The sequence below is a fragment of the Flavobacteriaceae bacterium genome (genome assembly GCA_003443635.1).
Classification (GTDB): domain Bacteria; phylum Bacteroidota; class Bacteroidia; order Flavobacteriales; family Flavobacteriaceae; genus AU392.
The window spans coordinates 1797415-1820137 of the sequence record CP031964.1 but is presented as its reverse complement, the minus strand read 5'-3'; the positions used below and the strand labels follow the sequence as shown (position 1 = coordinate 1820137).

Genomic DNA, 22723 nt, shown 5'->3' with positions numbered 1-22723 from the left:
TTTCAATTCCCTTGGTGTTTTTTAACTCTTGGGATTGTAAACAGTTTAGTTTGTCGTCCATTAACATATCTAAACCCTCTTTCTCCATAAAAACCTGCTTCTTCAAGCATTATACGAATATCACGTTTCCATTCTGGGATTTTTACTGTTGTATTTAACTCAATAGCATAAACAGTATTTGGGAATAATGGATAATCGCCTGTACCCACTACTCCATTTTGTGAATCCCACATTCCTAAAGTGGTTCCAGATGAATGTCCATAACTTCCTAATGGATGTGTATAAATTGCAGGTCTTAATCCTTCTGCTTTAGCTTCACTTAATGATTTTAGTAGTACTTGATTTCCCGTTTTTCCAGTTTCAAAATTTGAAGTAAAAATATCCTGTACTCTATTTCCATTTTTTAAAGCATTCACTAAAAATTGCGGAGGTTTTTTTTCATTAGGCTTTAATACATAAGCGTGTTCCTGACAATCTGTATTTAAACGTAAATACGTAATCCCGAAATCACAATGTAATAGATCTCCAGGAAGAATAATCATTTCATCTGGACGGTTAGAGAACGAACGCAAATGATTACCTAATCCATCATCGCTGCGTTGCACATCTACACTAGGGTGAAACCATGTTTTTAAGCCTAACTCTGTTACTTTTTGTCTAAACCACCATTCTATATCCGTGGTAGTTGTAATTCCAGGTGTGATAACTTTTTCTGAGAATGCCTCAGCAATAATATCATGAGTAATATCAACCAATTGATTATAAATCACCATTTCTCGAGGAGTTCTGGTTTCTATCCAAGCTGTAGCTAGTTTTTGAGCTGAAACAATTTTATTTTGATTTTTTTTAGGAAGAAACTCCATAAACTCATCATAATCTGTTTTATCTAAACCATCAGCAATATTAAAATACTTAGAAAAGTTTAATCCAATAGATTTAGGGTTTCGTTCTTCTATTAATTCTACAAGGCGTTTCCATTGATTAGGTTCCTTTTCTTTATCCCATGCAGAAATAATATTATCTCCAAAATTATATCGTGCGACTGCTAGCTTATCTAGTGTATTTTTCTCCTTATTTCTATAGAAGAGAATAATTGTTCTTCGTCTTGCGTTTAACCAAGTTGCTGGTAGCATTGTTCGTAAAACTGGGTCTTCATTATATTCTCGAGAAATTAATACCCACATATCTATCCCTGTACGATCCATTAATTGTGGAAGCAAATTATTAAACCGTTCTGCCAATAATTCATCTACAATTTTAGCTTGGTCTTTTTCAGATAATATTTGTTGACTGTTTGCTTGGAATCCACATATTAATAATAAAAGAATAATCTTTTTCATACCCTATATTTTTCAATTTATTACTCGAAAAATAATCAATTAAATAAGATTAAGCATCTATTTATTAAGTATTTATTTAAGTTATTAATTAAAATCAGATTTTAATTAATCTGATAATTTCCGTATCTTATGATTGAAAATCTAAATTGTATAGTTATGGGAAGAATTAAAACACTTAATAAATGGGCAAACAAGCATACCTATTTACCATTAGATATACTACGAATTACTTTAGGTGTATTTTTACTTATTAAAGGCATTAATTTTATGGGTAACACTCAACTTTTAATGGATTTGTTTAAACCTATCCAGAATCTTGCTGGAGGAATGATTACTGTTCATTATGTAGTTCCCGCTCATTTTATTGGAGGTATTTTAATAATGTGTGGTTTGTTAACACGTTGGGCAATAATTGCTCAATTACCAATTTTAATTGGTGCCATACTTATAAATTTTGTTGGAGAGATGAACACTTTAAATTTATTGCTTGCCAGTATTACATTTTTGGTTTCAGTATTTTTTATGTTTTATGGTTCTGGAAAGCGTTCTGCTGATTATTATTTAAAAATGCAACAATAAGATAAGAAAGAACAATACTGAAATTGCTCTTTCTTATTTGTTTTTTTATAAATTTTCGTATAAAGATACTAATCTTATAAATTCAGCTTTATAACCTTCTTTATCATTGTCTCTTGCTGCATTAGCTAAAGTAATTATGTCTTCAATTTTGGAATTATTATAATATTTTGAATGTCTTAGTTGCATTCCGAATAAAGCAACAGCTGAAGCAAATTTTAAATCGCTAGAAGCTTCTTTTAGCTCGTCTTTAAGTGTGTGAATCATTTCTATACTTTCATCTTCAGAAGGTTTTTTATAACGAAACTTTACTGTTAATAATTCATCAGAGTATTTATTAGTTGGAGTTGTTTCTGTGTATTTTAAATCATCCACTTCCTTTAAATAATCACTTTTTATACCTACTGGAATTATTTCATAAAGAGCTGTTACGGTATGACCACTTCCTAGTTCTCCTGCATCTTTAGTATCGTCAATAAAATCTTCATCAGCTAACAATCTATTTTCATAGCCTATTAATCGATATGCTTGCACTTTTTTAGGGTTAAATTCTACTTGAATTTTCACATCTTTAGCAATAGTGTATAATGTTCCTCCAAACTCTTTACCGAATACTTTTTGAGCTTCTTGAAGATTATCGATGTATGCGTGATTGCCATTTCCTTTATCTGCTAAGGTTTCTAATTTTGAATCCTTATAATTTCCGTATCCAAAACCTAATACTGATAAGAACACTCCCGATTTGCGTTTTTCTTCAATTAATTTCTCCATAGCTTTGTCGCTAGAAGCTCCTACATTAAAATCTCCGTCTGTTGCTAAAATAACTCGATTATTTCCATTTTTTATAAAGTGTTCTTGAGCTAACTTATAAGCCAGTTTAATGCCAGCTCCCCCAGCTGTAGACCCTCCTGATTGTAAATTGTCTAAAGCTTCCATTATTTTTTCTTTTTTATCACCCGATGTTGGTTCTAAAACAACACCTGCAGCACCAGCATATACAACGATAGATACTTTATCTTTTTTTCTCAGCTGATTAACTAACAATTTGAACGCTGGTTTTAATAATTGTAATTTATTATGTGCTCCCATAGACCCAGACACATCAATTAAGAATGTAAGATTAGATGCTGGTAATGCGTCGTTTTCATAAGTTTTTCCTTGGAGTCCAATTTTGACAATTTTGGTATCTATATTCCAAGGGGTTTGAGCAACTTCTGTATTAATTGAAAATGGGTGGTTATCTGATGGTTGTGGATAATTATAATCAAAATAATTAATCATTTCTTCAATTTTCACTGCATCATAAGGGATTTTTTGCCCTTTATTAATCATTCGTCTAATATTACTATATGACGCTTTATCAACATCTATAGAAAACGTTGATAATGGAGATAAATTGGTTCTTTCAAAACTGTTTTCGTTGATTTGAGCGTAAGATTCATTATAGAAATCTTCAATAATTGATAAATCCGTTTGCTGTTTTTTTCCTTTTGTACTAATTACAATAACTCCATTTGCACCTTTACTTCCATATAAAGCAGATGCTTTATCATTTTTAAATACTTTAATGTCTTTGATTTTTTTTGGAGTTAGAGAATTAAAATCCGTTTCATTAACTGGTATACCATCTACAATATATAAAGGTTTGTTTGAATTTATAGAGTTAACACCTCTAATAGTTATTGAGGTTAAAGCACCTGCAGTTCCATTTGCAGAAGTAACTTGTATTCCTGATGTTTGCCCCTGAAGCACTTGACCTAATGATGGTTTTACTTTTTTTTTACCACTCATTGATGATACAGCACCAGTGAGCTGTATTTTACTTGTTGTAGCATATCCAGTAACAACAACTTCTTCCAATGCTTTAATATCTAAATCTAATGAAACATCAATACGGTTTGAACTTCCGACAACTACTTCTTCATTTTTATAACCTATTAATGAAAACACCAATATTTCCCCAATACTAGCTTTAAGTTCGTAGTTCCCATCAAAATCAGTTTGAACTCCTCTCTTTGTTTTTTTAACAAGAACACTAGTTCCTGGCAATGGTAAACCATCTTCAGAAAACGTTACTGTTCCTCTAATTACTTTTTCCTGCGCTTGTATCTGTAAAGATATCGTTAATGCGCATACGATTAAAATTAGTTTTCTCATTATGATCTGTTTTAAAGTTTGATATAAAACTATATATAAACCATAATTTATAAAACCAGTAATGAGTAAAGTCTTCTTTTGGGTGAGTGAACTACTCTTAAATTAATTTAAGGGTTTCAATACGATTTATTTTAGAAGTAGCAGTTTCTATAAATCGATTTAAATAATAAATCTTTTTAGGTGTTTCATATTTCTCTAAAACACTAAAAACTGAAGAGTCAATACTATTTTCTTCAGCTTCAATAATAATAATTAAACGCTCTCCCAACTGTTTATCATTTTCTGAAGCAATAAAAAATCGCGAATTAATTAAGTGTTGGAGCTTTTGTTCAATTTGTTCTGGAATAAATTTAATCCCTCCAGAATTAATTATATTATCATAGCGCCCTAAGAGTTTAAAAGATGTTTCTGATTTCAGTGTCACAAGATCATTAGTAACAATTGCTTTTGGGTTTAATTGAGGGGCATTTATAACTAAACATCCTCTTTCATCTGTTTTAACTATAATATTTGGAAGAACACTATAGTAGAGACTATTATTAGAATAATTTAATGCCTTTACTGCAATATGAGTAATGGTTTCTGTCATCCCGTAAGTAGCATATATACGAGTTGAAAGGTTTTCTAATTCATTTTTAAGGGTATTTGATACAGCTGCTCCTCCAACAATGAGGGTTTTAATTTTATATAATTTTTTTAGAGAGTTTTCTAGTTGTAATGGTACCATAGCACAAAACTCATACTCTTTATTTATTCCTTCTAAAGGGTTTGACGCTGGAGTTACGATATGTACATCCAAGCCTAAAACTAATGCTCTAACTAACATCATTTTACCTGCAATAAAATTACTAGGTAAACAATGTAATATTTTGTGGTTTGGTTCTAACTTAAAAAAATCTCCTGTAGCCTTAGCAGAATAAATCATTGCTTGCTTTTGAAGTTTAATAGCTTTGGGTATTCCTGTAGAACCTGAAGTATTTACTACAACATAGTCTTCATTATTTAACCAATCTAATAAAAAATTACCAATGTGAACTTTATAACTTTCTTGTTTAGCAAAATCTAATGCAACTTCTTTTAATGCAGTTAACGTATAATGTTTACCATTTAACTTAAACGCATTGTGTATTTTAGTGAAGTTTGTTATCATTTTAAGATTCTCCTATAATCTTATAGTTTTCTTTTAAAGGTTGCTTTACTTTACCAAATAATTTTCCTTTCCAATTATTCCATTTATATTTTTTAGCAAAAATAAATAGTACTATAGGGAATATAACAAACACAGGAAAAAAGGTATCCATTATTCCAGCTGCTTCCGGTTCTGAAACATCTTTTAATATAGAATGCGTTTGAAACGCTGTCCAATCTGCTGTTACTAATAATGCTGTAAACAAATTGTTTGCAGCATGGAACCCTAACGCGAGTTCTAGTCCTTCATCCATTAAAACAGTAATTCCTAAAAATAAACCAGTACCAATGTAATACACTAAAAGGATATGACCTAACTGATCAATTTCTGGGTTAGAAATGTGTAATAATCCAAAAATAGCTGAAGTGATGATTAAAGGAATCCATTTGTTTTTCACTATCACTCCTATTCCTTGCATTAAATAACCTCTAAACAAATATTCTTCACAGCTCGTTTGTAACGGGACCAAAGCAATAGAAATAAGAGCTAATATGACAAATGGCATTAGTTTAAAGTTGAATTGATACGATTCTGGATTAGAATAATAATCAATTAACACAAAAGTTGATGATATAATACCCCAAAAGAAAAATGCAAATAAAATACGTTTCCAATCTATTTTTTTACGAGTTGTAGTGAGTTTGACAAACGATTGTTTATGAAGATATCTTGTCACTAAAATTAATGTTAGTAGACCTCCTGCAAAGGGTAGTAGCACAAAAATTAAATTCAGGTTTGAGTCAAATAAGCTCATTAAATAGCTTATATCATCTATTCTAGATTGATCTATTTCTCCTTCAAATGTTTTAAATGCAATAGCAATAGCATGAGGTATCGAAAATATTGTAATTCCAGCTACAATAATAGCTATTCCTATTAAATATCTCCAATAATCATATAATCCTTTATAAGCTTGTTGTATGTAACTCATTCTTTTAATTTAAAATTCCAATTTATAATATTATTATAATATAATTTTCCTCTCCTTACTTCTAATGGAGATTCAAAATTATTAATAAACAAACTCCCAGTTCCTAACCCCTGCGGCAAATTACTATTTAGAGTATACGTCCATTGTGCAATAGCATTAAGACCTATATTGCTTTCTAAAGCACTAGTAACCCACCAACCAATATTTTGATTTTCCGAAAGCTTAATCCATTCATTACTACCTTTATAACCACCTACTAAACTTGGTTTTAAAATAATATATTGCGGATTAATAGTTTTCAATAACTCTTCTTTATTTTTTAAAGAGAGTACACCAATCAATTCTTCATCTAAAGCAATAGGTAGCGGAGATTGTTCACACAGTTGAGCCATGCTTTCATACTGCTTCGGCTTTATAGGTTGTTCAATTGAGTGTAAATCAAATTGAGACAGTATTTTTAATTTTTCTAAAGCATTTTCAGCAGAAAAAGCACCATTAGCATCAACTCTTAATTCAATATCACTAACAGAGAATTCGTCTCTAATTGATTTTAATAATTCTAATTCTGTTTTAAAATCTATAGCTCCAATTTTCATTTTAATACAACTAAATCCTTGATTTAATTTATCTTTAATTTGTTGCTTCATAAAGTGTTTGCCCCCCATCCAAATTAATCCATTAATAGGGATAGATGCCTTCTCTTTAGTAAATTTTGAAGGAAATAACTCAAATTTATTTATACTTTGAAGCGACAAAAATGCCATTTCTAAACCAAATTGTATCGCAGGGAATTCAATTAACTCTTGTAGCAAGGTTTCTAAACCTAAATGAATATTATCGCAAGTCCATTTTAATTTAGTTTCAAAACTTGGGCAATCATCTATACTCAATCCTCTTAAAATGCTACATTCTCCAACACCTTGTTTTGTATCTGTCTTTAAGATAATAAACCAAGTTTCTTTATGCGTCATTACTCCTCTAGAAGTACCACTAGCCTGCTTAAAATCAAGTATGTATTTATAATAAGAAGCTTTCATTGAAAAGTTTAGAGTATAAGTTATATATAGAATATGTATTTAAAATGCATTTTGCAAATACCCTACTCCTAACAAAATTGAAAATATAAATGTAGTTAACGCCAAAGTTTTTAGTTGGGAATCTAGCAGTTTGGGATTTTCTGTTTTTTGAACAAATCGCAAATGTTTTACTAAAGGAATATAAGCAAGAACAAAAATAAGGTTTAGAGGAGCAGTATAATATAATAACCCAAAAATAGCAGATAAAATCATTGCACTTATTATGAGTGTATAATGATATCGCTTAGCTTTTTTCAGGCCTAATTTTACAGCTACAGTAATTTTATTAGAAGATAAATCAGATTTAATATCTCTCATATTATTGAGATTAAGTACTCCTGCACTTAACAACCCTATAGCACACGCCGGTAAAATTAATATATGATCTAATTGCCTAGCAAATAAAAAATAACTTCCCATAACACTTAGTAATCCAAAGAAAATAAAAACCATAATATCTCCTAATGATCGATAACCATAAGCAGAAGCTCCTATTGTATATTTAATGGCTGCATAAACGCAAAGTATCCCTAATATAAAAAAGGTAATAGCATATAAAAAATGCTTTGTTCCGAAAGAGGCTAGTATTAATAAAAATATAAGCATTATTACAATTAATATATTAGCTCTAATTGCAGAAAACATTTCGTCTGGTGTAATTTTACCACTTTGTATTGCTCGCTCTGGGCCTATCCTGTTGTTATTATCTGTTCCTTTTACACCGTCACCATAATCATTTGCTAAATTTGATAGGATTTGCAAGCTCAAGGTTACTAAAATTGCAAGGATAAAAATTGAAATTTTAAAATAACCATTATAATATGCCATAGATGCACCAACGATAATTCCTGATATCGATAGTGGCAATGTTCTTAAACGAAATGCCGAGATCCATAACTTTATTTTATCCATCAATTAAAATTTAGTAGTTGTTAGTTAAATTAATTTTTAAAAACAAAATGATATTATGAATCAAGGAATCCATTTTTTATCAAAATTAGGCTTACGTTTTTCTAAAAATGCATTTCTACCTTCTATAGCTTCATCTGTCATGTAAGCTAAACGCGTTGCTTCTCCAGCAAACACTTGTTGCCCTACCATTCCATCATCCGTTAAATTCATTGCAAATTTTAGCATTTTAATTGAAGTTGGAGATTTCTCTAAAATTTCTTGAGCCCATTCGTAAGCAGTAGTTTCTAATTCGTCATGAGGGATTACTGCATTTACCATTCCCATTTCATAGGCTTCTTGAGCATTATAGTTTCTCCCTAAAAAGAATATTTCACGTGCCTTTTTTTGACCAACCATTTTTGCAAGATAAGCAGATCCATACCCTCCATCAAAGCTGGTTACATCTGCGTCTGTCTGTTTAAAGATAGCATGCTCTTTACTTGCTAAAGTTAAATCACAAACCACATGCAAGCTATGTCCACCTCCTACTGCCCAACCTGGTACAACAGCAATTACTGCTTTAGGCATAAAACGAATTAATCGTTGTACTTCCAAAATATTTAAACGATGATAACCATCCTCTCCTACATAACCTTGATGGCCTCGAGCTTTTTGGTCACCTCCACTACAAAATGAGTATACACCATCTTTAGTCGATGGCCCTTCTGCGCTTAACAATACAACACCAATGTTTACATCTTCATTAGCGTCATAAAATGCGTCGTATAATTCGCTTGTTGTTTTTGGGCGAAATGCGTTACGTACATCAGGTCTATTAAATGCTATCCTAGCAACACCATTATATTTTTTATAAGTAATGTCTTCGTATTCTTTGGTTTTAATCCAATCAATTTTCTCCATTTAACTCATTGTTTACATCGGTAAAAATAGGTATTTAAATGAAAACATGGAACGCTAAATTTCTTTTTATCTTGCTATAGCAAGATGAATAACACATACAATTTAGCGTTAAAAGTTCACTACTAATCGAAAAGTCTCGCACTTTTAGGTTTAATTATTTAGATTTTTCCTTTAAAAAATTAGTTTTGCTTAAAGACCAAAACTCATATGCGTATTGAAGATAGTGATATACATCATTTAATAAAAGATGTATATATATTTGATGAAGGCACTTACTATTTTTTTGACACTTTTATAGTGAGTGAAATTAATCAAGATATTATTTATAATTGGGAAACAGCACAAAATATGATTAAATCTGCTATTGAATTTTATGGTAAGGATAGTTTATCTTCAATAAGCTATATTTCAAATAGAATAAATTCTTATGCAGTAAAGCCGGCCGATTGGCTGAAATTTTTTAAGTCTAACCTGAATATGAACGCATACGCTATAGTAACTTATAATAATAGATCATATATTAATGCTACTCTAGAAACTTATTTATGGGGATCTAAAAACAGTAGTTGTTTTACTGATTTATCTGAAGCTATACGTTGGGTTTCTCCATCATTACATTTTAGTTGAGAGATAAATACCGTCCTCTTTAATAACAACAAGTCTCTGCTTATAGAGTGATCCTAGAGCTTTTTTAAAACTCTTTTTACTCATTTGTAATACTTCTTTTATCTCTTCGGGTGATGATTTATCTGTTAATTTTAAAAACCCACTATTATCCTCTAATTCATTCATAATAAATCCTGCATTAGGTTCTATATTTCTATAACCAATTTGCCCTAAAGAGATATCTAATTTATTGTCTGGTCTAATTTTTTTTATAATCCCTTTTAATTTATCTCCAACACTAATATCTTTAAATATATCTTCATTAAAAATAAGACCTAAATGCTGTTTATTAACAATCACATTCATACCAATATCTGAAGGATGAGAAACGATTAAATCAACTTCATCAAATTGGTTTACAGTTAATTCTTTATTGCTTAAAAAATGATTGGTTTTACTTGACGCTACTAGTCTATTACTCTCTTCATCTAAATAACAATGTACTAAATACCAACCTCCAGCTTTCATTTTAAAAGCTTGTTCTTTAAATGGGCAAAACAATTCTTTTACTAAGCCCCAATCTAAAAAAGCGCCAATACTGGATACTTGATTGCAGCGCAATAATGCAAAATCTCCATTTTTAATATAAGGTTTATCTGTAACTGCTACTAGTCGCTCCTCATTATCTAAATATACAAAGACTTCAATGGAGTCACCAATTTCAAATTCTTTTGGCACGTATCTATTTGGTAAAAGTACTTCATTATTATCATTATCTCCAAGAAATAAACCTGGTTCTGTATCTCTTAAGATTTCTAGAGTATTATATTCACCTATATATATCATTCTGCAAATGTAATTATATTATTAGCGTATAAAAGCAAAAAAGCATTACACAATTTGTATAACGCTTTAAAATATAATTGTTAATGTAAAACTGTTACTTATAAACAGATTCTTTTTTAAAATGCTTTGTTAATAAATAATATACTACTACTCTATATTTATTACGATTAGAGCGTCCATAAGTATTCATTATAGAGTCAATTCCTTTATCTAAATCAGCACTATCTTCTAAACCTAATTTTTTAATTAAGAAATTGTTTTTTACTGTAGCAAGTTCTTTCTCATCAGAACTTGAAACAGAAGCCGAATCTCTATTATAAATAGATGGACCACAACCAATAGTTACTTTAGTTAATAAGTCCATATCTGGATCTATACCAAATTTATCTTTTAAATCTGACGCGTATTTAACAATAAGGTCGTCACGTTTACTCATAATACTAATGTTTTAAAGAATTTCTAATGCTTAAATATACGTTTTTTTTGAGTCATTTTTCTGACCTGTCTTTTTTAAAAAATTTAATCATTTTAAAATTGAGAAATATTTTAATAATATATCATCGTTTATAGTTCTTGGCGTGAAAACCTCTAATAACTTGGGCTGATCGCTCTCAGAATAAAAGTCAACTAATACATTTTTTAAATCTTTTTCATTAAATGCTGTTTTATATCCAAAATTATACATTTCACATAGCTGCTTTGCAGTTAATTTATGTGTTGTTTCAAAATAGGTGTCAAAATTTTCTGTGTTTTTATGTCCAGGTAAAATTCTAAAAATACCTCCTCCACTATTATTCATTAAAATGATTCTGAAATTTTTTGGAATATGATTATTCCAAAGTGCATTACTATCATAAAAAAAACTCAAATCTCCTGTTATTAATATTGTTTGATTTTTAGACATTATAGCTGCTCCAATTGCAGTCGATGTACTACCATCTATACCACTTGTTCCTCTATTACAATATACACTTAACGTTTTATTTACGTCAAATAATTGCATATACCTAATTGTGGAACTGTTACTTAATTGTAAATTACTATAACTTGGTAAGCTATCTAAAAGTAAGTCAAAGGCTTTAAGGTCACAAAATGGGATTTCATTTAAGTAAGTTTTATGTTTTTCGTTTCTAATTGTTTTTATTTTATTCCAAAAAGGTTTGTAATCACTTATCATTTCATTTTTAATCTGTAACTCTTTAAAAAAAGTGTTTACAGTCATTTTAAAATGTTTCTCTAAACAAAAAAACGTATTGTTTGCTCTTTTTTCATCTATATGCCAATGGTGTTTAGGTTGATACGTTCTTAAAAATGCCTTGATTTTTTTAGAAACTATTAACCCTCCAAAAGTTAGAAGAATATCTGGCTGAAGTTTCAAAAATTCTTCTTCTGATAACGGTGCAATTATTTTATCTATACTTGAGAAAAACGAATTGTGATGTAGATTAGATGTTGTTTCTGTAAATACTAAAATACTATCATCGTTTGCAAGTTTTTCTATATATTCTTGAGCTAATATATTTGGAGTATTAACACCTACTAAAATCAATTTTCGATCTGAAGAATTCCAAATATTACGATACTCGGACAAGTCTTCTTTTTCATTTATTTTTTCAGGAATGGGAATTGATTTTGTTTCTGTTGAAAACTCATTAATCATATCATATAAAGGCTCGTTAAGGGGTACATTAATATGTACTGGACCATTATTTATAATTGCAAAGTTTAAAGCTGAATTAATTTCAATTTCATTATTGTTTTTAACTAAAAAATCATCTTCATTGTATTTTAAATTCGCCATATATAAAATATGATTTTTAAAAACATTTTCTTGATTTATAGTTTGTCCATCTCCAATTCCAATTAAATGTTGTGGGCGATCTGCAGAAATCACTACTAAAGGGATATCACTATAATACGCTTCTGTTATTGCCGGGTAATAATTAAGTAATGCACTACCAGATGTACATACTAATGCTACTGGTTTTTTTGTTTGCTGTGCAATTCCTAAAGCAAAAAATGCTGCACAACGCTCATCTACTATACTATAGCTCTTAAAATAAGGGTGGTTTGTAAATCCAATAGTTAAAGGAGCATTTCGACTCCCTGGAGATATTACAATATGTTGAACATCTTTACTTTCGCAAAGTTGAATCACCATCTGCGCAAGCGGGATTTTTGGTAGTTTCATTAATTTGTAATCTAAGCGTAAAAGTAAGGAATCGCTATAATATATAGAATTATAAAACAGTTTTCATTATTAAAGATTTTGAAACAGTTTCTTCCCACTCTTTTTCTGGAATTGAAGCTTTTGTAATCCCTCCGCCGATATAAAGAATTGCATTTTTATCTTGAAGTTGCATACAGCGTAAATTCACAAATAGTTCTGTTTGATTTTTTTTAATAGTATAAGCACGATTTTCGATATTACGCTTACTTGAGCGTGAAGTTAATTCAGTTTCTAAATTAAGTTCTCCTAAAAATCCTGTATAAAATTCGCGTTTATAGTTTTCATTTTGAAGCACAAAGCTTTTTGCTATTTTCATTGGCAATCCACATACCGCTGGAGTTGGATGTAATACAGATATCAAATGTTCTAACCCTGATTCTTTTTTGAACAATCCAGATATATCAGTTCTTAAATGTAATAAACTACCTGCTTTTACAGTTTTGACTCTGGACATCGTTAATGTATTCGTTAAAGAGTTTAACCTTCTTGTAATAAAATCAGTTACAAATTGTTGTTCTTCAATTTCTTTATCACCCCATTTCACCTCAGAATCATCTTTAAAAATTTGAGTGCCTGCTAATGCCATTGTAGAAAAACGATTTCCTTCTAATTTTAATAATGTCTCAGGGGTAGCTCCTAACCATAATCCAACTTTAGGATGATACCAACAATAAACAAGAGCATCTTTATATTTATTAAGCAATCGTTTAAATATCTCAATAGGATTAGAGTTCTTTATTGCAATTTTTTCTTTTCTAGAAATAACAACTTTTAAAAGCAAATTTGTTTCAATCTCACACATTGCTTTTTTAATAATATTGATATGCTGTTTTTTTGCTAACTCATCATCCAAATATTCATCTTGAACCTTCTCAATTGCGTTTGAAAAAATATGCTCTGTTTTTATAATTTTTGAATGATTTAATGGAATTAAAATCGAATCTTCTTTATTATCAAAAGGAGCAAATACAAAACCTTTTTCTGTATAATCTTCTACATAAAATATATTATCATTTTCTTGAAGAACTGCCTTTATAGATAACGTTTTAGGTTTTCTATAAGCAACAAAAGGTAATCCAGTATTAAGCTGATTAGATATTTCCTCAAAAAAGTTACTCAAATGCATTTATTTTTTATTAGGAAGCGAGACTGTTGTTAATTTGCACAGTGATACTAAGCGATTGTTATCATCCGTAATTCTAATGTCAAACAATTGTGTAGTTCGTCCTTTATGTATAAAGGTAGCTTTAGCATATACAAAACCACTTTTTACGCTCTTAATATGGTTTGCAGAAATTTCTATACCTCGAACAAATGTTTTTTCTTGATTCAAAAACATATGCGCTGCAAAACTCCCTGTAGTTTCTGCCAATGCAACAGTAGCCCCGCCATGTAAAACACCATCTGGTTGATGTACTCTAGAATTTACTGGCATTCTTGCTACAACAAAATCGTCTCCAAAGTCAACAAATTCAATATTTAGAGTTTCCATTAATGTGTTTTCACAAACTGCGTTTGCTTGGATAAGTGTTTGCTCTTTAGATAATTTCATTAAAATAACTTATTTTATATTTAATACTTACCAATTACGATACGTATTTTTGTGTTTTTTAGAACCGTAAAAGTACAAAACAAGAGTTAAAATGAATTCTATAGAAAAAGAAATCTCATATCAAACTACAAATACATATTCTACATTAAATACGCTTACTAATGAGACAAAAAATATTTGGTTTGTTTGCCACGGAATGGGGTATTTAAGTCGTTATTTTTTAAAGTATTTTAAAGAATTAAATCCTGAAGAGAACTATATCGTAGCACCGCAAGCTGCAAGTAAATATTATATAACTTCTAAATTTAAACATATAGGAGCAAGCTGGTTAACTAAAGAAAATACACTTGTTGAAACTGAAAATATAATGCAATATTATGATGCAATTTTTGAATCTGAAGAATTAAATACTGACACCAAAAATATTATTGTTCTGGGATATTCTCAAGGTGTTTCGGTTTCAATGCGTTATGTAGCAAAACGAAAATTACAATGCTCACAATTAGTAATGTGCTCAGGTGGTATCCCTAAAGAATTAAATGCTTCAGATTTTAAATTTTTAAATACCACTAATACCAAAATATCTTTAGTATATGGCGATAAAGATGAGTATTTAACCAAAGATCGTATTATCGATGAAACTGCTCGTGCAAAAGAATTATTTGGAGATAATCTAAATATTATACCTTTTGAAGGTGTTCATGAAGTAAAAACAGAGATTATTAACAGTTTGGTATAAATTTATGAAAGCTCCAATCTTAGAAAATAACCGTGTTAAATTATCTCTTTTAGATTTAAGTAATTATGAATACTTATTAGGCGTTTCTCAAGAAAAGAACCTTATTTATTATTCTCCTTCTACAATAACAACTCCAGAAGATTTAAAGGATTATGTAAGAGTTGCTGTAGATGGTTATTATCATAAAACTACATTACCCTTTATTATTTATGATAAACAACAGAAAGCTTATGCAGGCTCAACACGATTTGGGCTCATAAACTGGAAAAATAAAGTTTTACATATTGGCTGGACTTGGATTGGACATAATTTTCAAGGCTCTGGTTTAAATATCAATATGAAATTTTTAATGTTACAATATGCTTTCGAGGGTTTAGAATTTGATAAAGTAGAATTTAGGATAGATGAACGTAATATGAAGTCACGTAAAGCAGCTGAGAAAATTGGAGCTACACTTGAAGGTATTTTACGAAAAGATACATTAATGCCAGACGGGTTTAAACGTAGCACTTGTTGTTATGGTATTTTAAAAGAAGAGTGGGCAGAGATTAAAAATATGCTTCTCAAAAAAATTGAAGATCATTAGATTAAAAATATTATCTATCAACTATATTTGTTTTTATAATTATATAAAATCAAATCATGGCATTAACAGCATCAAATCCGTTTGAAATTGGGACTAAAGCTCCAAATTTTAGTTTAACCAACACTGTAAATGATAAACAAGTAGAATTAAATACTATTAAAGGGAAAAATGGTACTGTAGTAATGTTTATATGCAATCATTGCCCTTTTGTCTTACATGTTAATGACGAGTTAGTAAAACTTGCAAACGATTATATTAATAAAGGTATTGCTTTTATCGCTATTAGTAGTAATGATATTGAAAATTACCCACAAGATAGACCTAAGCTAATGAAAGAAATGGCTATAAAACTACAATACCCTTTTCCGTATTTGTATGATAAAGATCAAACTATTGCTAAAGCATATGATGCTGCATGCACTCCAGATTTTTATGTTTTTGACAATAACCTAAAAACAGTTTATCATGGGCAATTAGATGATTCTCGGCCAAATAATGGAGTTCCAGTTACAGGAACAGATATTCGTCAAGCATTAAATAATTTACTTAACAATGAGCTTCCTTTATCAGTTCAAAAACCTAGTATGGGTTGCGGGATTAAATGGAAGTAATCTCCTTAAAGTTTATCGTTAATATTTAAACTTTTAAAAGAATAACATAAGATTATTATTTATTCCATCTTAAAATAACCTCAGTAATGAATAATGATAATGCTAAAATTGACCAAACAACTGTTGGTGCTACTTCAGGAAAACTTCCTAAATTTTGTATAAACGGAAGTGCCATAATCCATCTAAAAGATACAAATCCTGTAGTAACAACATAGCTTCTAATCATCCATTCTTTATGGTTTTCAATTTGTTTACGGCGTATAGACCTATATGCCATAAATGAGCTTATTAACCAAACAAAAGCTAAGCCTTGTAAGCTAAATGCCCATGTCCAATGTACCATTATAGCTGTATTCCAAGCCATATAGGTAGAGCATAATGAAGCAATTAAAATTGAAATTAAATATACTTTACCTAGGTTTCGATGGAGTTTTAAATATTTATTTCTAAAGTTCGCCCAGAATTGAAATGGACCAATAAGTAAAGCTAGTATTCCTCCTGAAAGATGGCCTATAAGCCACCATTTAATGGCAAAAAAACGTCCTAAAACATTTTCCTTTAAAGTATAAAATCGTAAATCTTCAATAATATAGGTTAATGAAAACATGAAAATAAATGCTAATACTAATAAGGTTAATCCGGATTTTAATGTTAAGGGGCTTAATAGTGTTTTTTTCATCTTATAATGATTTTGCTGGTTATTGCAACTATTAAAGCTAGCCTTGCTAATATATGATTTTATATAGATTATAGCTTGGTTATAAACTCATAAATGTCCAAATAACAATACGGCTTGTTTTATTTCCTTGACACATTGGGATAGTTTTCATCTCTTTAACCTCAACTTTTTTTAATAGCTTATGTATGAGTTTTAAATTTGATTCTTTAGATATTAAAGTCGAAAACCATTTACTCGATCTAGAAAAACGTCGACTATCATATATCATATTTTTCACAAACTTTGCTTCCCCTCCATCACACCAAAGCTCATTACTTTGTCCTCCAAAATTTAAAATAGGTTTTACTTTACTTTTATTTTTAAGATTCTTAAGTTTTCGTAGTGTACCTGATTGTGCTTCTTGTAAAGACGAATGAAAGGGAGGGTTGCAAATTGTTATATCAAATATTTCATTCTCTTTTATAATCCCTTTAAAAATATCTTGTGGGTTTTTCTGCACTCGTAATTCAACTTTATGCTTTAAAGATTCGTTTTTATCAATAATATCTTGTGCAGATGAAATAGCCATTACATCTATATCTGAACCTATAAAACTCCATCCGTATTCATTTACTCCAATAATTGGGTAAATACAATTTGCCCCAACTCCTATATCTAAAACTCTTACATTATTTTTTTGCTGAAATACGTCTGCTATATAATGTATATAATCTGCTCTACTAGGAATCGGTGGGCATAAGTAGTTTTTAGGGATATCCCAATAGCGAATATTGTAATAATGTTTTAATAAAGCTTCATTTAACATTTTTACAGCTTCAGGATTGAAAAAATCTATTGATTCATCTCCATAATTATTAATCTTCACAAACGATTTTAGTTCTGAGCAACTCTCAATTAATTTTTTAAAATTATAGCGTTTACGATGTTTATTACGCTGATGTAATTCTGTTTTTTCTTTTGAGTGTGACTTCTTTTGAGGATTCATCATTTATTTTTCAACTTCACATATACATCTAAAACCAGTATAATTATTTGGGGGCGTATGATCATAAATTCCACTCCAATTATTGCCATATAACTGATCATCTAATGTCATTTCTGATATGTGATTAAAAATGAGTTTTTTAGAACTGTTTCTAGGAGTTAATTTTAAAGGTGATTTTTCTTTTGTTTTTATTGATGCTTTTTTGCCGTTAAAAATAGACTCAGCATATTTAAACTCAGCATAACTTGCTAATCTATAGTTTACTTTACTATAATACTTATTTCTTTCCTCTTTTGTTTTATGTTTAGTTGAGTAAAGCAGCATAACTAAATCTGTTCGCCATTTACAATACATTTCAGCTTGAAGTTTATTTAATCTTAAAACTGGAAATTTACGATACTTAGGGTGTACTAAATAATCTTTACTAGTAACATTTTTTTCTATAATAGAGTTAGAGTTAATAAGCATTTTCAAGAAAAAATCTACATGACTATTTCTTACTCCTAAAAATAGTTCATTAAAATTCATATCAGTTAAGTTTTCTCTTCGTGAAGAACCTATAGAATTGGTCAATCTCAATATTGGTTTCTTATCTATATCTCTATGTTTAGATCTTCTTATTGAGTCACTTTTTTCAGGTAACCAAAATGATTTTATATTATTTAAAAATTCTAAATACATTAAGTTAGTAACAGGAGTATTATCAATATATAAACTATCATTCAAATATATTGTTCCTGGTGGGTTTTCTAACCTTGATTCATTCCTATTTTGACTTGTCAAAAACAAAAAACAGCTATTCATTAAAAATAATAAAATTGTTTTTTTCATGAATTTATTTTATACAATTTAGGGTTTAATATTTCAGAAGTCATAACCATAAAATCACCTATTTTAATATCTTTTATTTCTGAAGTCGTAGTTTTTATTTTTATTATTTGCGAATGTACAGATAGGGTAATTTCGTAATTCTCATTTTGCTTCTCTATTGCAAGTACAATTCCTGTAACTTTTAAATCATCATTGATTTTTTTATTAATAAAAACCTCAGTAGGTGTACCTTGCTTAATAATCTGCCCTTCTTTTAAAACATATACTTTATCAGATAGTTTTATAATCTCCCCTATATCATGGCTAATTAAGATTGTAGTTAATTTATATTCTCGATGTACCTTTAAAATATAATCTTGAAGTTTTAATCGAATCGTATTATCTAGAGCTGCCAACGGTTCGTCCAGTAATAATAATTGAGGTTGTTGCACTAAAGCTCTTGCTAATGCAACACGTTGTTGTTGACCTCCTGACAACGTATTTGGTTTTCGATGTTGTAACTCTCCAAGCTCTACAATATCTATTAAGCCTGAAACGATACCATTATTTTGATTTTTTGTTAGAGCAAATTCTAAGTTTTCACGGATGGTCATATTAGGGAATAATGCATAATCTTGAAATACATATCCTATATTTCGTTGTTGAGGACTCAAATTAATGTTCTGATTAATATCAAACCATACATCATCATTCACAGATATCTTTCCAAAATCTGGCCTTAATAGTCCTGAAAGCATTCGCAATGTTGATGTCTTTCCTGCTCCAGAGTCTCCGTATAGAGTAACTAAATCACCTTTAGGAATGTCCAGTTCTAACTCAAGATTCATATCTCCAGAAATTCCTTTAAGTGTTTTGTGTAGATTAAAGCAAATCATTTCCAAAAACGTTTTAAATATCCTCCGTTTATTAAATACACGAGTAATAAAATTATAAACGTAATACTAAATAATATTAATGAGTAATTATTAGCTGCTGTATAATTTAGAGCTTCAACCTCGTCATAAATTGCTATAGAAGCTACTTTTGTTTTCCCCGGAATGTTTCCTCCAATCATTAATACCACACCAAACTCTCCAACCGTATGTGCAAATGCTAATACAATCCCTGTGAGAATTGATGGTTTTATATTTGGTAACAGTATTTTTTTTAAAGTTGCTAACTTTGATTTCCCTAATACATAAGCTGCCTCTTTTAAAGATTTTGGTAAGCTGGAAAACCCAGATTGTATAGGATGAACCATAAAAGGTAAACTATAAAGTATTGATGCAATAACTAGCCCTCCAAATGAGAAGACTAATTTAATTCCTAACCAATCGTTTAACCAGCTACCAAAAGCATTTCTAGGGCTAAATGCAATTAAAAAATAAAAGCCTAATACTGTTGGTGGTAGTACCAAAGGCATACTTACCAAAGTTTCAATAACAGGTTTAAACTTTGATTTTGAATTAGACAGCCAATACGCTAACGGAATAGATATTAACAGTAAAATTACTGTTGTAACTGCTGCCAATTTAAAAGTAAGTATGAGTGGCCCCCAATCCATTATATTAACTAAATTATTTATCTACCGAATATCCGAATTTTTTTAGGATTTCTTTTGCTTCATCAGAAAATAAAAAATCATAAAACTGCTGTGCATATACATTATTCTCAATCTTATTCTTAATTAATACAACACCTTGGGATAATGGCGTATATAAATCTCCATCTAAAGCTACCCAATTTCCTTTATTTTTTAATCCATCTGATAATACTACCGACATAGCGGTAAAACCAGCTTCAGCTGATTTAGAAATAATAAATTGATTAGTTTGTGAAATACTTTCTCCATAAACTAATTTCTCTTTTAAAGAATCTAACAGGTGATATTTTTCCAGAACCTCAACTGCAGCTATTCCGTAAGGTGCAGTTTTAGGGTTTGCTAAAGCAATATGCTTAATAGATGTTTCTTGTAATGCTTTTAATGATGGAGTTATGTTTTCAACTACAGACCATAACACTAACTTTCCGTGAGCGTATATTTTTGGTGGAAATGTTGATAATCCGCTATTAAAAATTTCATTAGGATATTTCATATCTGCTGCTACAAAAATATCATAAGGAGCTCCTTCTTTTATTTGAGCTGTCAACTTTCCCGAAGAGCTAATTACTAATTCGCATTCTATTCCGCTTTTAGTAGTAAAATCAGTTGTTAATGCTTTCATTGCAAACTGCATATTTGCAGATGTAGCAATTGTAATTTTCTGATTATTTTGATCATTACACGCAACAGAAAATAATACAAGCAAAAAAAGCAAAAAGTAACTTTTAATATATTTCATTATCTTAAAAAACTATAAATCTTTCTCGTATCGCTTTACCATAGCATCATGAGTTTCTGCTGGTTCAGAAATCCCTAATTGATCTTTTAACATTTCTCCCATTGTTGGAAACTTTGTCCTTTCAATTTTAGAGTCTTCATCCCATAACTTCGATCGCATCAATGCTTTTGCACAATGTAAAAACACTTCTTTAACTTTTATTACGATACATATTTTAGGAATATGCTGTTCTTCTTTAAATAAGTTCAGATATTCTGAATTTGTAGTAATTTGTGCTTCTCCGTTAATTCTTAAAGTTTCATCAACTCCTGGAATCAAAAATATAGTTCCAATGACATTTGTTTCAAGAATGTTCTTTAAACTATCTATTCTGTTATTTCCTTTTGCATCAGGAATAACAAGTGTTTCAGAATCGATGATTTTTACAAAACCAGATTTTCCTCCTCTTGGAGATGCATCCATTTTATAATCTTTACTTGCAGTAGATATTATTATAAAAGGAGATGATTTTATAAAATGAATACTATGTTTATCTAATTTAGATTGAAGCTTGTTTTTTGCTCTAAAACTAGGAGAATCGTATAAAGAGTCTAATTGTGAAATATGCTTTATTATCATTTTAATAAGAACTAAGGAGTTTTATATAAATACTAGCATTGATTTACGAAATTAGATTTTAATTTTTAGAAATTGCTTATTAATTATAAAATAATATCATTTCATTTCGCAAGATTGGAAAAGTTAATCTTTTTATTTCATTTTATATTTGTATTTATCAAGCTAAAAGCATGTTACAAAGAGAAAATAATAAAGTATTTTATAAGCAAAAATTAAATCGCATTACAGAATATATTCACAATAATCTGGATAAAAAAATTAGTATTTCAACTTTAGCCGAGATCTCTCATTTTTCGCCTTATCATTTTCATAGAATTAGCAGAGCCCTTCTAGGAGAACCAATTGGAGTATATATTTCAAGAATACGAATAGAAACAGCTGCCAAAATGATTAGGTATTCAAAATTACCTATTGAGGATATTGCATATAGTGTAGGTTATGATGCTCCTTCTTCTTTATCTAAAGCATTTAAAAATCATTTTAATATACCACCAATATATTATAGAAAACATAGACATCATACAATCAAAACAACAAACATTATGGAAGTTTCATTAAATATCAAAAAACCAAAAATCTTAACTATAGATAATAAGTATTGTTTATTTTATAGTATGCAAGGAGCATATCAAACTTTAGATTATGCAAATGCATGGGCTAAACTTTGGAATGAAGTTAAAACACAAAAATTATTTACTGCTGGAATAGAGCATATCGGATTACCTTTTGACGACCCAAATGTTACAGATGATGAAAAAATACGCTACGAAGCTTGTTTAATTATACATAAAACTGCAAAACCATCTGGAGAAACTGGAGTAAAAACACTTACAGGAGGAGCTTTCGCTGTGTTTCACTATCAGGGATCATATGCTAATTTTCCTCAGGTCTATAATTTTATTTTTAATACCTGGTTAATGGAAAATAATTATCAACTTAGAGATGAACCTGTAAGAGAGAAATACTTGAACAACCCAAACAAAACTGAAGAAAGCAAACTAAAAACTGAAATTTATATACCAATTATTTAATTTACTA

25 protein-coding genes are annotated in these 22723 nt (G+C 29.6%); 6 read left to right on the top strand and 19 right to left on the bottom strand.

The features are described from left to right. Positions 1-2: 2 nt before the first annotated feature. The gene (locus D1817_08315) at positions 3-1340 is read right to left on the bottom strand and encodes a M24 family metallopeptidase (GenBank protein AXT19885.1); all 1338 of its coding nucleotides are present in this window, start codon (positions 1338-1340) and stop codon (positions 3-5) included. Positions 1341-1496: 156 nt separating this feature from the next. On the opposite strand from D1817_08315, the gene D1817_08310 reads away from it, so the two are divergent. Next, a complete protein-coding gene (locus D1817_08310) occupies positions 1497-1919 on the top strand; it encodes a DoxX family protein (GenBank protein ID AXT19884.1) in 423 nt (140 codons plus the stop codon). 45 nt (positions 1920-1964) lie between these two features. Here D1817_08310 and D1817_08305 read toward each other — a convergent pair whose 3' ends face one another. The 6 genes from D1817_08305 to D1817_08280 form a co-directional block, all read right to left on the bottom strand. Then, positions 1965-4073 (bottom strand): DUF3520 domain-containing protein, encoded by a 2109-nt coding sequence (locus D1817_08305; GenBank protein AXT19883.1) that lies wholly within the window; start codon positions 4071-4073, stop codon positions 1965-1967. A gap of 97 nt (positions 4074-4170) precedes the next feature. Further along, positions 4171-5223: an O-succinylbenzoic acid--CoA ligase gene (locus D1817_08300; GenBank protein AXT19882.1), complete on the bottom strand. Its 1053-nt coding sequence runs from the start codon at positions 5221-5223 to the stop codon at positions 4171-4173. A gap of 1 nt (position 5224) precedes the next feature. Continuing rightward, positions 5225-6193: a CPBP family intramembrane metalloprotease gene (locus D1817_08295; protein ID AXT19881.1), complete on the bottom strand. Its 969-nt coding sequence runs from the start codon at positions 6191-6193 to the stop codon at positions 5225-5227. Further along, on the bottom strand, positions 6190-7230 hold the full coding sequence (locus tag D1817_08290; GenBank protein ID AXT19880.1) for an o-succinylbenzoate synthase: 1041 nt from the start codon (positions 7228-7230) through the stop codon (positions 6190-6192). Before D1817_08290 ends, D1817_08295 begins: the two co-directional genes overlap by 4 nt. Before the next feature lie 39 nt (positions 7231-7269). Beyond that, on the bottom strand, positions 7270-8181 hold the full coding sequence (gene menA, locus D1817_08285; protein AXT19879.1) for a 1,4-dihydroxy-2-naphthoate octaprenyltransferase: 912 nt from the start codon (positions 8179-8181) through the stop codon (positions 7270-7272). 60 nt (positions 8182-8241) lie between these two features. Then, positions 8242-9081 carry a naphthoate synthase gene (locus D1817_08280; protein AXT19878.1) on the bottom strand — a complete coding sequence of 280 codons (840 nt, stop codon included), beginning with the start codon at positions 9079-9081 and terminating at the stop codon, positions 8242-8244. 207 nt (positions 9082-9288) lie between these two features. Between D1817_08280 and D1817_08275 the strand changes: the two genes are divergently transcribed. Further along, entirely contained in the window at positions 9289-9708 is a 420-nt protein-coding gene (locus tag D1817_08275) for a hypothetical protein (GenBank protein ID AXT19877.1), read from the top strand. On the opposite strand, the gene D1817_08270 is transcribed toward D1817_08275, so the two are convergent. The 5 genes from D1817_08270 to D1817_08250 form a co-directional block, all read right to left on the bottom strand. Next, positions 9694-10533 (bottom strand): GntR family transcriptional regulator, encoded by an 840-nt coding sequence (locus D1817_08270; GenBank protein AXT19876.1) that lies wholly within the window; start codon positions 10531-10533, stop codon positions 9694-9696. The two genes, D1817_08275 and D1817_08270, sit on opposite strands and share 15 nt — an antisense overlap. Before the next feature lie 94 nt (positions 10534-10627). Then, entirely contained in the window at positions 10628-10969 is a 342-nt protein-coding gene (locus D1817_08265) for a DUF2853 family protein (protein ID AXT19875.1), read from the bottom strand. Between the two features lie 87 nt (positions 10970-11056). Then, complete coding sequence (locus D1817_08260) at positions 11057-12724, bottom strand: 2-succinyl-5-enolpyruvyl-6-hydroxy-3-cyclohexene-1-carboxylic-acid synthase (protein ID AXT19874.1); 1668 nt, start codon at positions 12722-12724, stop codon at positions 11057-11059. A 49-nt stretch (positions 12725-12773) separates the two neighbouring features. After that, positions 12774-13889 (bottom strand): isochorismate synthase, encoded by a 1116-nt coding sequence (locus D1817_08255; GenBank protein AXT19873.1) that lies wholly within the window; start codon positions 13887-13889, stop codon positions 12774-12776. Then, the gene (locus D1817_08250; GenBank protein AXT19872.1) at positions 13890-14315 is read right to left on the bottom strand and encodes a hotdog fold thioesterase; all 426 of its coding nucleotides are present in this window, start codon (positions 14313-14315) and stop codon (positions 13890-13892) included. A gap of 91 nt (positions 14316-14406) precedes the next feature. Here D1817_08250 and D1817_08245 point away from each other — a divergent pair, with 91 nt between their 5' ends. The 3 genes from D1817_08245 to D1817_08235 are packed head-to-tail and all read left to right on the top strand — an operon-like array spanning position 14407 to position 16251. Continuing rightward, positions 14407-15054: an esterase gene (locus tag D1817_08245; GenBank protein ID AXT19871.1), complete on the top strand. Its 648-nt coding sequence runs from the start codon at positions 14407-14409 to the stop codon at positions 15052-15054. 4 nt (positions 15055-15058) lie between these two features. Then, on the top strand, positions 15059-15640 hold the full coding sequence (locus D1817_08240) for an N-acetyltransferase (protein AXT19870.1): 582 nt from the start codon (positions 15059-15061) through the stop codon (positions 15638-15640). A 56-nt stretch (positions 15641-15696) separates the two neighbouring features. Then, the gene (locus tag D1817_08235) at positions 15697-16251 is read left to right on the top strand and encodes a thioredoxin family protein (GenBank protein ID AXT19869.1); all 555 of its coding nucleotides are present in this window, start codon (positions 15697-15699) and stop codon (positions 16249-16251) included. A gap of 55 nt (positions 16252-16306) precedes the next feature. On the opposite strand, the gene D1817_08230 is transcribed toward D1817_08235, so the two are convergent. The 7 genes from D1817_08230 to D1817_08200 all read right to left on the bottom strand — a co-directional run bounded on the left by D1817_08230 (position 16307) and on the right by D1817_08200 (position 21685). Further along, the gene (locus D1817_08230) at positions 16307-16930 is read right to left on the bottom strand and encodes a DUF2306 domain-containing protein (protein ID AXT19868.1); all 624 of its coding nucleotides are present in this window, start codon (positions 16928-16930) and stop codon (positions 16307-16309) included. A gap of 79 nt (positions 16931-17009) precedes the next feature. Next, positions 17010-17915 carry a 23S rRNA (adenine(1618)-N(6))-methyltransferase RlmF gene (gene rlmF, locus D1817_08225; GenBank protein ID AXT21247.1) on the bottom strand — a complete coding sequence of 302 codons (906 nt, stop codon included), beginning with the start codon at positions 17913-17915 and terminating at the stop codon, positions 17010-17012. A gap of 3 nt (positions 17916-17918) precedes the next feature. Beyond that, the gene (locus D1817_08220) at positions 17919-18746 is read right to left on the bottom strand and encodes a hypothetical protein (GenBank protein ID AXT19867.1); all 828 of its coding nucleotides are present in this window, start codon (positions 18744-18746) and stop codon (positions 17919-17921) included. Then, positions 18743-19621: an ATP-binding cassette domain-containing protein gene (locus D1817_08215; GenBank protein ID AXT19866.1), complete on the bottom strand. Its 879-nt coding sequence runs from the start codon at positions 19619-19621 to the stop codon at positions 18743-18745. Before D1817_08215 ends, D1817_08220 begins: the two co-directional genes overlap by 4 nt. Beyond that, a complete protein-coding gene (gene modB / locus D1817_08210; protein AXT19865.1) occupies positions 19618-20289 on the bottom strand; it encodes a molybdate ABC transporter permease subunit in 672 nt (223 codons plus the stop codon). The genes D1817_08215 and modB overlap by 4 nt, the downstream gene beginning before the upstream one ends. A 13-nt stretch (positions 20290-20302) precedes the next feature. Next, on the bottom strand, positions 20303-21067 hold the full coding sequence (modA, locus tag D1817_08205; GenBank protein AXT19864.1) for a molybdate ABC transporter substrate-binding protein: 765 nt from the start codon (positions 21065-21067) through the stop codon (positions 20303-20305). Between the two features lie 12 nt (positions 21068-21079). After that, complete coding sequence (locus D1817_08200) at positions 21080-21685, bottom strand: pyridoxamine 5'-phosphate oxidase family protein (GenBank protein ID AXT19863.1); 606 nt, start codon at positions 21683-21685, stop codon at positions 21080-21082. A gap of 170 nt (positions 21686-21855) precedes the next feature. On the opposite strand from D1817_08200, the gene D1817_08195 reads away from it, so the two are divergent. Further along, positions 21856-22716 carry an AraC family transcriptional regulator gene (locus tag D1817_08195; GenBank protein ID AXT19862.1) on the top strand — a complete coding sequence of 287 codons (861 nt, stop codon included), beginning with the start codon at positions 21856-21858 and terminating at the stop codon, positions 22714-22716. Positions 22717-22723 lie beyond the last annotated feature (7 nt).